This window comes from Micrococcus sp. HSID17227 (assembly GCF_003989405.1).
GTDB lineage: Bacteria > Actinomycetota > Actinomycetes > Actinomycetales > Micrococcaceae > Micrococcus > Micrococcus luteus.
In genome coordinates this window covers 1-11,189 of the sequence record NZ_RBLN01000050.1, presented here as the reverse complement: position 1 = coordinate 11,189, position 11,189 = coordinate 1, and the positions used below count along the sequence as shown (strand labels likewise).

Sequence of the window (11,189 nt, the reverse complement as noted above, 5' to 3'; positions counted from 1 at the left end):
GGTTCGGGGCGGAGCACCCCGAGGTGATCCTGGCCCGGCAGGGCTCCGGGTTCCGGCGCGTGGCGCGCCTGGACACCGCGACGGCGGGCGTGCTGTCCGCCAGCGACGGCGAGCTGTCCGTGGGGCAGCTGGTGGGCGCGGTCGCCGCGCTGCTGGAGCTGGACGACGTCGGGCGGGCCGGCCTGCTGGCCGCGCTGCGGGAGCTGTACGAGGACGGGTTCCTGGTGGAGGGCTGACGATCGGGCGGTGGCGGGCGCGGGGACGCCGGGCGTTATCGTGGTCAGCGCGCCCTACGATGTGGGGACGTCCGTCCGCGGCGGACGCGGGTCGGCTCGCGTCGGCCCCGGATCCGCAACAATCCCGTCCCAGGAGGACCCGTTGTCCACTCCCCCCGCTTCCGTGACCGCTCCCGTGCCCTCGGGCAAGAAGCTGGTCATCGTGGAGTCCCCGGCCAAGAGCAAGTCCATCGCGAAGTACCTCAACGCGGTGGGCGAGGGCTGGGTGGTGGACTCCTCCGTGGGGCACATCCGCGACCTGCCCAAGCCCTCGGACCTGCCGGCGGAGATGAAGAAGGGCCCGTTCGGCAAGTTCGCCGTGGACACGGAGCACGGCTTCACCCCGTACTACGTGGTGCACCCGGACAAGAAGAAGAAGGTCACCGAGCTCAAGCGCGAGCTCAAGGACGCCGAGGCCCTCTACCTCGCCACGGATGCGGACCGCGAGGGCGAGGCCATCGCCTGGCACCTGCTGGACACCCTCAAGCCCACGGTGCCGGTGTACCGCATGACCTTCGGCGAGATCACCAAGGAGGGCGTGCGCCGCGGTCTGGAGAACATCCGTGAGCTGGACACGGCCCTCGTGGACGCCCAGGAGACGCGCCGCATCCTCGACCGCCTGTTCGGCTACGAGCTCTCGCCGGTGCTCTGGCGCAAGGTCTCCCGCGGGCTCTCGGCGGGCCGCGTGCAGTCGGTGGCCACCCGCCTCGTCGTCGAGCGCGAGCGGGAGCGCATGGCCTTCGTCTCCGCCCACTACTGGGGCGTGGAGGGCACCTTCACGGTGGCCGAGGGCGCGCAGGCCGCGGACGCCGTGGGCAGCTCGTTCACGGCCCGCCTCAGCACGGTGGACGGCCAGCGCGTGGCCACGGGCCGCGACTTCGACGACGCCGGGCGGCTCAAGGCCTCCGCCGGCAAGAAGGTGACCCACCTGGACGAGGCCGGCGCCCGCTCGCTGGCCGAGGGTCTGCGCGGGGCGGACTTCACGGTCGACTCGGTGGAGGACAAGCCGTACACCCGCCGCCCGGCCGCCCCCTTCACCACCTCCACGCTGCAGCAGGAGGCCGCCCGCAAGCTCCGCATGAGCTCCCGCGTCTCCATGCAGGTGGCCCAGCGCCTGTACGAGAACGGCTACATCACGTACATGCGCACGGACTCGGTGAACCTCTCGCAGGAGGCCGTGCAGGCCGCCCGGCGCCAGGCTACCGAGCTCTACGGGGCGGACGCCGTGCCGGCCCAGCCGCGCGTCTACGCCAAGCGCAACGAGACCGCGCAGGAGGCCCACGAGGCCATCCGGCCCGCGGGGGACTCCTTCCGGACCCCGGCCCAGGTCAAGGCCGAGCTGCGCCCGGACGAGTTCCGCCTGTACGAGCTGATCTGGAAGCGCACCGTGGCCTCGCAGATGGCCGACGCCAAGGGCTACACCGCCACGCTGCGGCTCTCGGCCACCGCGCAGGACGGCCGCCTCGCGCAGTTCAGCGCCTCGGGCACGGTCATCACGTTCAAGGGCTTCCTCGACGCGTACGAGGAGGGCCGGGACGCCGAGGTCGACGGCGAGAACGCGGAGGCCAAGGACCGCCGCCTGCCGCAGGTGGCCCAGGGCGAGCGCCTCACCGGTGACCCGATCGAGGCCACCGGGCACGAGACCTCCCCGCCGGCCCGCTACACCGAGGCGTCGATCGTCGCCGAGCTGGAGCGCCGCGAGATCGGGCGTCCCTCCACGTACGCCCCGACGATCTCCACGATCATGGACCGCGGCTACGTGTCCAAGCGCGGCACCGCGCTCGTCCCGTCGTGGACCGCGTTCGCGGTGATCGGGCTGCTCGAGGACTACTTCGCGAAGTACGTGGACTACGACTTCACGGCCCGCATGGAGGACGACCTCGACCGGATCGCGGCGGGCGAGCTCGGCCGCGAGGCCTGGCTGCAGACCTTCTACTTCGGGGCCCCCGCCGCGGAGACGGAGAAGGGCGTCGAGGGCCTCAAGCACGTGGTGGACAACCTCGGCGAGATCGACGCGCGGGCCGTGAACTCGCTGCCGATCACCGAGGACATCACCCTGCGGGTGGGCCAGTACGGCCCGTACCTGGAGCGGTCGCTGCCGGCCGACGCGGAGGCGGGCGCCACCCCGCCGCGCGCCAACGTCCCCGAGGACCTGGCCCCGGACGAGCTCACCCCGGCCAAGGCCGAGGAGCTGTTCGCCACCGCCCAGCCCTCCGAGCGCGAGCTCGGCACGGACCCGGAGACGGGCCGGACCGTCGTCGCCAGGGACGGGCGCTACGGGCCCTACGTCACCGAGGTCATCCCGGAGATGACCGAGGAGGAGCTGCAGGCCTGGCTCGACGCCCAGCCCACCGAGTACTACAAGAACGGCAAGCCCAAGCCGAAGAAGAAGCCGGCCAAGGAGAAGCCCCGCACCGGCTCCCTCTTCAAGAGCATGTCCGTGGACACCGTGACCCTCGAGCAGGCGCTGCAGCTGATGTCCCTGCCGCGCGTCGTGGGCGCGGACGCCGAGGGCGAGGTCATCACCGCCCAGAACGGCCGCTTCGGGCCCTACCTGAAGAAGGGCTCGGACTCGCGCTCGCTCGAGTCCGAGGACCAGATCTTCAGCATCACGCAGGAGCAGGCCCTCGAGATCTACGCCCAGCCGAAGCAGCGTGGCCGCGGGGCCGCCAAGCCGCCGCTGGCCGAGTTCGGCGAGGACCCGGTCTCCGGCAAGAAGGTCACCGTGAAGGAGGGCCGCTTCGGCCCGTACGTCACGGACGGGGTCACCAACATCACCGTCCCGCGCGGCCGTCAGCCCGAGGAGCTCACGGCGGAGGAGGCCTACCAGCTGCTCGCGGACAAGCGTGCCAAGGGCCCGGCCACCCGCGGCGGTGCCAAGAAGCCGGCGGCCCGCAAGGCCCCGGCCAAGAAGACCACCGCGCGGAAGAAGGCCTGAGCGCCATGCGCCTCGGCGTCCTGGACATCGGGTCCAACACCGTCCACCTGCTGCTCGTGGACGCCCACCCGGGGGCCCGCCCCGTCGCCTACGCGGAGCACAAGCGCTCCCTTCCGCTGATCCGCTACCAGGACGCCGACGGGGCGATCACGGAGGAGGGACAGCGGGAGCTCGTGGACTTCGTCCGGGAGGCCGCCGCGTTCGCGGAGGAGCATCGGGCGGAGGACATGATCTCGTTCTGCACCTCGGCGATCCGCGAGTCCGCGAACGGCGCCGCCGTGCTGGCCCGCGTGCAGGCCGAGACCGGTGTGCACCTCTCCGAGCTCACGGGGGACCAGGAGTCGGCCATGACGTACTTCGCCGTGCGCCGCTGGCAGGGCTGGGGCGCCGGCTCCATCCTGAACTTCGACATCGGCGGCGGCTCCTTCGAGATCGCCTACGGCCAGGACGAGCTGCCCTCGCACGCCCTGTCCCTGCCGCTGGGCGCCGGCCGCCTCACCCGCGACTGGGTGCTCGAGGACCCGCCCAGCCCCAAGGCGGTGAAGAAGCTCCGCAAGCACGTGGAGAAGCGACTCGAGGAGGCGTATACGGCCTTCCCGCGCATCGAGTCGCCCGTGGTGGTCACCGCCACCTCGAAGACGTTCCGCTCCCTCGCCCGGATCACCGGGGCGGCGCCGTCGGCGGCGGGCCCCTTCGTGAAGCGGCACCTGCGCGCGGACGACCTGCACCTGTGGGTGAACCGCCTCGCGGCGATGACCGTCGCGGAGCGGGCGGAGCTGCCCGGCGTCTCGGACGTGCGCGCGCACCAGGTGTTCGCGGGGGCGATCGTCGCGCTGACGGCCATGCGCACGTTCGGCATCGCCCAGCTCGAGATCTGCCCGTGGGCGCTGCGCGAGGGCCTGATCCTCAACCGCCTCGACGCGCTCATGCTCGAGGGCCACCTCACCCGGGACGGCCGGCCCGGCGTCGGCCACGTGAACCTCAACCCGGACACCCTCCTGCCGGGACTGAGCCTGGGGGTGCGCTGACCATGCCGGACTCCACCGCGCACCTGGCCCCCGCGGCGCGCTTCGGAGCGGACATCCCCGTGACCCTGTCCTCCTCGTCCGTGTTCCCCCTGGGCACCCAGGACGTGTTCGCCACCGCCGAGGACCTCGGCTACGACGGCGTGGAGGTCATGGTCACGCACAACGCGTGGAGCCAGGACGCGCGGCGGCTGACGCGGCTGTCCGAGCGGCACGGGATGCCCATCGACTCCATCCACGCGCCCACCCTGCTGTTCACGCAGCAGGTCTGGGGCTCCGCGTGGTCCAAGATCCGCCGCTCCGTGGAGCTGGCGCAGGCCGTGGGCGCGGCCACCGTGGTCGCCCACCCGCCGTTCCGCTGGCAGGGCACGTACGCGGTGCGCTTCGCCGAGGGCATCCACGAGCTCATGGCGGAGACCGGCGTCGTGATCGCCGTGGAGAACATGTACCCGTGGCGGGCCTACGGCCGCAAGGCCAAGATGTACCTGCCGCACTGGAACCCGCTGCCCGAGCCGTACGAGCACATCTGCTGGGACTTCTCCCACGCGGCCATCGCGCGGGCGGACTCCCTGGCGGCCGTCCGCGAGCTCGGCCCGCGGCTGCGGCACGTCCACCTCACCGACGGCAACGACTCCGGCAAGGACGACCACCTGGTCCCCGGCGAGGGCACCCAGCCCGTGGCCGAGACCCTGCGCCACCTGGCGACCGCGGGCCTGGCCGGCACGGTGTGCGTGGAGGTGGGCACGCGCGGCGTGGAGTACGCGGGCCAGCGGGAGGAGATGCTCGCCGCCTCGCTCGCGTTCGCCCGCGAGCACCTGGCCGCCGGCGGGACCGACCACCACCACGACGGCGGCGTTCTGCGCCCGACCACGAAGGAGATGGACCGACCATGAAGCTGACCATCCTGGGCCTGGGCACCATGACCGGCGCGATCCTCGCCGGAGCCCTCGAGGCCGGCGCCGTGCGCGCCGAGGACGTCACCGCGACCACCCGCTCCGCCGCCTCCGCCGAGAAGGCCGCCGCGCAGCACGGCGTCACCGTGACCTCCCAGGAGCGGGACGAACGCGCCAACCATGCCGCGGTCGCTGAGGCGGACATCGTCCTGGTGGGCGTGAAGCCGAAGGACATGGTCGCCACCCTCACGGACCTGGCGCCGTCGCTGCGCCCCGAGACCGTGGTGGTGTCCGTGGCAGCCGGCGTCACCGCCGCGACCATGGCCGCCGTGCTGCCGGCGGGGCAGCCGATCGTGCGGACCATGCCGAACACGCCCCTGACGGTGGGCTCCGGCGTCGTGGGCGTGGCCCCCGGGCCGGGCGTCACCGAGGAGCAGACCACCGCCGTGCGCGCTCTCTTCGAGGGCTCCGGCCTGGTGGTGCCGGTGGCCGAGGAGCAGCTCTCCGCCGTGGTGGCGACCGCCGGCTCCGCCCCGGCCTACGTGTTTCTGCTGGCCGAGCTGATCGCCGCCCACGGTGCGGAGATGGGACTGGACGCCGCCTCCGCCGAGGCCATGGCCGCGGCCACCGTCAAGGGAGCCGGCATCATGCTCCAGCAGGAGGGGGCCAGGGCCGAGGCTCTGCGCAAGGCCGTGATGAGCCCGAACGGGACCACCGAGAAGGCCGTGGAGGCGTTCCTGGACGGCGGCATGGGCGACCTCGTGAACCGTGCCATGGACGCGGCCGCGCAGCGCGACAAGGAGATGGCCGAGGAGTTCGGGGCCTGACGGCGCGGGCATGCCTCAGGGCCGGGCCGCGAACCGGTCGATGAGGTCGGTGTGGCCAGAGACGATGAGGGTGTCGCGCGGGCCCACCCGGGTGTCCGGCTGGGCGTAGGTGAAGTCCTCGCCCGGGGTCTTCACGCCCACCACGGTCACGCCGTACTTGGAGCGCACCTTGGACTCGGCGAGCGTGAAGCCCACGCACTCGGCCGGCGGGTACATCTTCACGATCGCGAAGTCGTCGTCGAACTCGATGAAGTCGAGCATGCGCCCGTTCACGAGGTGGGCGGCGCGCACGCCGGCGTCGTGCTCCGGGAAGATCACGTGGTTCGCCCCGATCCGCTTGAGGATCGTGCCGTGCGCCTCGCTGATCGCCTTCACCCAGATGTGGGGGATCTCCAGGTCCACGAGGTTCACGGTGATCAGCACCGATGCCTCGATGGAGGTGCCCACGCCGACCACCGCCGTCGAGAAGTCCTGCGCACCGAGCTGGCGCAGGGCCTCGGAGTCGGTGGCGTCCGCCTCCACCACGTGGGTCAACGAGGGGGCGTAGCGCTGCACGAGGACGGGGTCCCGCTCGACGGCGAGCACCTCGCGGCCCTGTGCGACGAGCTCCTCGGCCGTGGCGGCGCCGAAGCGGCCCAGCCCCACGAGGAGCACGGGGGCGTTGGGATCGGTGCGCTGCGGGGTGTCAGCCAATGACCGGCCTCTCGACGGGGTAGCGGTAGAGCACGCGCCGCTGGCGCAGGGCCAGGGCGGCGGCGAACGTGATCGTACCAACGCGGCCCGCGAACATCATGGCCGTCAGGACGTACTTGCCGGCCGGTGGGCTCTCCGCGGAGACGCCCACGGAGAGCCCGCACGTGCCGAACGCGGAGATCACCTCGAACAGGGGCCGCTGGAGGGACTCGTCGGTGATGTGCACCAGCGCCAGAGTGGCCACGAGCACGAGGGTGGCACCGAGGGCGAGCACCGCGATGGCCACGCGCAGGGACTCGGGGGCGATCGTGCGGCCGTGCGCCGTCACCTCGCGGTCGCCGCGCGCCTCCGCCACGATCGCGAGGAACATGATCGCCAGCGTGGTCACCTTGATGCCGCCCGCGGTGGAGGCGGACCCGCCGCCCACGAACATCAGCGCGTCCATGAGCAGCAGGGACTCGGGCCGGTGCGCGTTCGTGTCGTCGATCGCGAAGCCGCCGGAGCGGGTCATCACGGAACCGAAGAGCGAGTGCCCGACCCGCTGCCAGAAGCCCATCCCGGCCTGGGTCGCCGGGTTGCCCGCCTCGAAGAAGAAGAGGGCGACGGCGCCGAGCACCAGCAGCGCCAGCGTCACCTCGACCGTGAGCTTGGTGTGCAGGTTCCACTGCCGGAACCGCCACCCCTTCTCCAGCAGCACCATGACCACGGGGAAGCCGAGCGCACCGAAGAACACGCCGACGCCGAGCACCGTGATGATCACCGGGTCGTGCATGATCTCCGGCAGGCCGTCCACGTGCAGGCTGAACCCCGCGTTGTTGAAGGCGCTGACCGAGTAGAAGACCCCGTGCCACAGGCCGGTGAGCCACGAACCCGAGATGGCCGCGAACCGCGGCACGAGGAAGAGCGCCAGCGCGGCCTCGGCGGTCAGCACCGTCAGGACGACGACGCGCAGCAGCTGGCCGACCTCGCCGAGACTGCCGGAGGTCATGCCCGCCTGCTGCGTCGCCAGCTTCGATCTCAGGCCCAGGTGCCGGGAGACGGCCAGCGTGAGCAGCGAGGCCATCGAGAGGATGCCCAGGCCGCCGATCTGGATGGCCACGAGGATGATCACCTGGCCCGCGGGGGACCAGTGCACGGCCGTGTTGACGGTGGTCAGACCGGTCACGGAGAAGGCGGAGACCGCGGTGAACATGGCGTCGTGCAGGGGGGTGGCGTGACCGTCCGCCGCGGCCCACGGCAGGGCGAGGAGCCCGGTGAACACCAGGGCCATGAGGGCGAAGGCGGAGAGGGCGGCGCGGGCCGGGGAGCCACCCACCACGGAGCTGACGGCGCGGCCCGAGCGCCGCAGCACCGTGCGCAGGTCGGTCGAGGACTCCAGCGTGGAGGCCTGGCCGGGCCGGGGGAGGCCGCCGGGCCGGCGCACCCCGCCGTGGCGGCGGGCGTGCGGAGTCGGACGGGGACCTGCCACGGGGCACCTCCTGCACGGGGGACGGGAAACGGACCGGCTCCCAGTATCGCGCGCGCCGTGGCCCGCGCGTCACGCGGGCGAGACATCCGAGGCGATCGTCGCCACCGTGCCGCCCGGAGCCCTAGGCTGGACCGTGATGAGCACCACGTCCACCCCTCCCGCTCCCACCCCCGCTGCTGTGGTGTGGGACTCCAGCCTGCTCCGCTACCGGTTCAGCGCGGAGCACCCGATGGCGCCCCTGCGGCTGGATCTCACGCACCGGCTCGTGGAGGCGTTCGGCCTGCTGGACGCGCCCCACGTGCGGATCGTGGAGCCGCCCGTGGCCACGGACGAGCAGCTCGCCCTCGTCCACGACCCCGAGTACGTCGCCGCCGTCCGCCGGGCCGCGGCGACGTCGTCGGCCGAGGACGGCCGCTTCGGCCTGGGCACCGAGGACTGTCCCGTGTTCCCGGACCTGCACGAGTCCGCCGCCCGGATCGCGGGCGGCTCCCTCGTCGCCGCGGAGGCGATCTGGTCCGGCGAGGTGGACCGCGCCGTGAACTTCGCGGGCGGCATGCACCACGCCGCCCGGTCCTCGGCGTCCGGGTTCTGCATCTACAACGACTGCGCCGTGGCCATCCAGCGCCTGCTGGACCTCGGCGCGGAGCGCGTGGCCTACGTCGACGTGGACGCGCACCACGGCGACGGCACGCAGTCGATCTTCTACGACGACCCCCGCGTGCTCACCATCTCCCTGCACGAGACGGGCATCAGCCTGTTCCCGGGCACGGGCTTCGCCAACGAGATCGGCGGCTCGGCCGCCCAGGGCACGGCGGTGAACGTCGCGCTGCCCCCGCGCACCGGCGACGCCGGCTTCCTGCGCGCCGCCCACGCCGTGGTCCCCCCGCTGCTGCAGGCGTTCGCCCCGGACGTGCTGGTCAGCCAGCACGGCTGCGACGGTCACCGCACGGACCCGCTCGCCGACCTGCGGCTGAGCGTGGACGGCCAGCGCCAGCTCGCATTCGACGTCGGCGACTGGGCCGACCGGTTCGCGCACGGCCGGTGGCTGGCCACCGGGGGCGGCGGCTACAACCCGCTGCGGGTGGTGCCGCGCGCGTGGGCCCACCTGACCGCCGCCGTCCTGCAGACCCCGATCCCGGTGAAGAGCGAGATCCCCGCCGCCTGGATCGAGCACGTCCGGACCCTCACCGCGGACGAGCTGACCGGGGACATGTCCGTGCACGAGGGGGACGACGCCGAGCGGATCCCCACCGTGATGGGCGAGGACGCGGACGTGTGGTGGCGCTCGTGGGAGGTGGGCTACGACCCGGCCGACCCGGTGGACCAGTCGATCATGGCCACGCGCCGCGAGGTGTTCCCGCTGCACGGGCTGGACCCCTGGTTCGACTGAGCCGGCCCGCGTCCCGGTTCGACCGCGGCCCGTGCGGCCGGTATTGTGGCCGAGAACGTTTCCAGGCGTTCCACATCCGGTGGAATGCGGGTCGGCGTGTCCGGCGCCCCGGATGCCTGCGGTCCCACGACCGCCGACCCTCGCCCCGATTCAAGGAGTCCCCATGGGATCTGTGATCAAGAAGCGCCGCAAGCGCATGTCGAAGAAGAAGCACCGCAAGCTGCTTCGCAAGACCCGTCACCAGCGTCGCAACAAGAAGTGACGCCCGCGCCCTCCGGGCGCTGACGAGACGAAGCCGCCGTCCCCTTCCGGGGGGACGGCGGCTTCGTCGTGGACGGCGATCCGTAGAGTGGGGCCATGACCGCCGACCTGCCCGCCGCCACCGCCCGTGTCCAGCTGCTCGTGAAGCCCGGCTGTCACCTGTGCGCCGAGGCCGAGGCCGCGGTGGCGCAGGTGTGCGATGCGCGGGGCGAGGCCTGGGAGGCCGTCGACGGCGCCGCGCACCCGGCCCTGCTCGAGCGGTTCGCGGACGAGGTGCCCGTGCTGTTCGTCGACGGCGTCCAGCGCGACTTCTGGCGCGTGGACCCGGCCCGCCTGGGCCGGCACCTGGACGCCCCGCGGGCCTGAGCGGGCTCAGCGGCGCGCGAAGCGCTGCCAGGCCTTCAGCCGCATGTACTCCGTGGCGTCCGGGCGGTAGGCGAGCACGATGCCGGCGACGCCGAGGCCCACCCACACCAGGTCCAGCGGGCTGAACGCCCCCATCACCGCGTTGGAGACCAGCACCAGCACGGACAGGGACGCCAGCACCGTTCCGACGATGCGCGCGGCGCGCGAGCCGCCGCGGATCGCGAACGCCACCCACAGGTAGACGAGGAACGCGACCACGCCGAACACGGCCGCCGTCGTGGCGAGGGCCGGAAGCATCCCGTCCATCATGGCGCGCATCTGCTCCGCCTGGTCGGCGGGCAGATTCATCTGCTCGACGGACCGGTCCAGCTCCTGCTGGATCGCTGCCTGACCTTCCGGCTGGGTGAGGGCGAAGGCCGCGAGCAGGGTCGTCGCCAGCAGCAGGAGGCCGCCCGAGACGATCAGCCAGAACGCGGCTGTCAGGGAGCGCGGTCGCGGGGGCAGCTCGACCGGGCCGGGAGACTGCCAGCCGGCCGGGCCGCGGGGGGAGGGGGCCGGGGGCATCCCCGCCTGGCCCGGGGCGCCGTACGGAGTCGCCGGCGGTGCGCCGTAGGGGTTCTGGCCGTACGGGCTCGCGCCCGCCGGGTCGGGGGAGCCTGGGGTCGGCCTCTGCGGGGCGGCGCCGTACGGGTCGGCGCCGTACGGGTTCTGGCTGCCGTGGGGATCGGTGGGCGAGGTGCCGGACATGGGGCCTCCTAGCGACGCCGACGCTCGCGGCGCCTCGGTGCGGACGGGGGTTGGCGGCGCGGTCGCGCCGAGCTGTGCCCCACGCTACCGCCGGGGCCGCCGGTCCGCCTCTGCCAGACTGGCCCCATGCAGACGCTCGCCACCGTCCACCTGGTCCGCCACGGAGAAGTCCACAACCCCGATCGTGTCCTCTACGGCCGCCTGCCGGAGTTCAGGCTCTCGGAGCTCGGCCACGAGATGGCCCGGGGCGTGGCCGCGTGGTTCGAGGAGCGTGCCGCGCAGACCGGCCGGGCGCCCGCCGTCGTC

Annotated in this window: 11 protein-coding genes and 1 pseudogene; 9 read left to right on the top strand and 3 right to left on the bottom strand. The window is 72.9% G+C overall.

Going from position 1 to position 11,189, the window contains the following annotated elements; translation table 11 throughout:
- The 5 genes and pseudogenes from D8M29_RS04620 to proC all read left to right on the top strand — a co-directional run.
- A pseudogene (locus D8M29_RS04620) lies at window positions 1-236 on the top strand (methyltransferase); the annotation flags it as partial.
- Between the two features lie 142 nt (window positions 237-378).
- Window positions 379-3,213, top strand: a complete 2,835-nt coding sequence (topA, locus tag D8M29_RS04615; protein ID WP_036341214.1) for a type I DNA topoisomerase — start codon at window positions 379-381, stop codon at window positions 3,211-3,213.
- 5 nt (window positions 3,214-3,218) lie between these two features.
- Entirely contained in the window at window positions 3,219-4,241 is a 1,023-nt protein-coding gene (locus D8M29_RS04610) for an exopolyphosphatase (protein ID WP_036341216.1), read from the top strand.
- 2 nt (window positions 4,242-4,243) lie between these two features.
- Window positions 4,244-5,131: a sugar phosphate isomerase/epimerase gene (locus D8M29_RS04605; RefSeq protein WP_036341218.1), complete on the top strand. Its 888-nt coding sequence runs from the start codon at window positions 4,244-4,246 to the stop codon at window positions 5,129-5,131.
- Window positions 5,128-5,958 (top strand): pyrroline-5-carboxylate reductase, encoded by an 831-nt coding sequence (proC, locus tag D8M29_RS04600; RefSeq protein WP_036317279.1) that lies wholly within the window; start codon window positions 5,128-5,130, stop codon window positions 5,956-5,958. Before D8M29_RS04605 ends, proC begins: the two co-directional genes overlap by 4 nt.
- A gap of 15 nt (window positions 5,959-5,973) precedes the next feature.
- Here proC and D8M29_RS04595 read toward each other — a convergent pair whose 3' ends face one another.
- On the bottom strand, window positions 5,974-6,651 hold the full coding sequence (locus D8M29_RS04595; protein ID WP_152743364.1) for a TrkA family potassium uptake protein: 678 nt from the start codon (window positions 6,649-6,651) through the stop codon (window positions 5,974-5,976).
- Window positions 6,644-8,119, bottom strand: a complete 1,476-nt coding sequence (locus D8M29_RS04590; RefSeq protein WP_036317276.1) for a TrkH family potassium uptake protein — start codon at window positions 8,117-8,119, stop codon at window positions 6,644-6,646. Before D8M29_RS04590 ends, D8M29_RS04595 begins: the two co-directional genes overlap by 8 nt.
- A gap of 136 nt (window positions 8,120-8,255) precedes the next feature.
- Between D8M29_RS04590 and D8M29_RS04585 the strand changes: the two genes are divergently transcribed.
- The 3 genes from D8M29_RS04585 to D8M29_RS04575 all read left to right on the top strand — a co-directional run bounded on the left by D8M29_RS04585 (window position 8,256) and on the right by D8M29_RS04575 (window position 10,136).
- On the top strand, window positions 8,256-9,509 hold the full coding sequence (locus tag D8M29_RS04585; RefSeq protein WP_036317274.1) for an acetoin utilization protein AcuC: 1,254 nt from the start codon (window positions 8,256-8,258) through the stop codon (window positions 9,507-9,509).
- A gap of 163 nt (window positions 9,510-9,672) precedes the next feature.
- A complete protein-coding gene (locus D8M29_RS04580) occupies window positions 9,673-9,771 on the top strand; it encodes a 30S ribosomal protein bS22 (protein WP_005504750.1) in 99 nt (32 codons plus the stop codon).
- Between the two features lie 95 nt (window positions 9,772-9,866).
- Window positions 9,867-10,136, top strand: a complete 270-nt coding sequence (locus tag D8M29_RS04575; protein ID WP_036384316.1) for a glutaredoxin family protein — start codon at window positions 9,867-9,869, stop codon at window positions 10,134-10,136.
- A gap of 6 nt (window positions 10,137-10,142) precedes the next feature.
- On the opposite strand, the gene D8M29_RS04570 is transcribed toward D8M29_RS04575, so the two are convergent.
- On the bottom strand, window positions 10,143-10,883 hold the full coding sequence (locus D8M29_RS04570; RefSeq protein WP_036384318.1) for a hypothetical protein: 741 nt from the start codon (window positions 10,881-10,883) through the stop codon (window positions 10,143-10,145).
- A gap of 126 nt (window positions 10,884-11,009) precedes the next feature.
- Between D8M29_RS04570 and D8M29_RS04565 the strand changes: the two genes are divergently transcribed.
- A partial coding sequence (locus tag D8M29_RS04565; RefSeq protein ID WP_148111521.1) for a histidine phosphatase family protein occupies window positions 11,010-11,189 on the top strand: 180 nt, incomplete at its 3' end.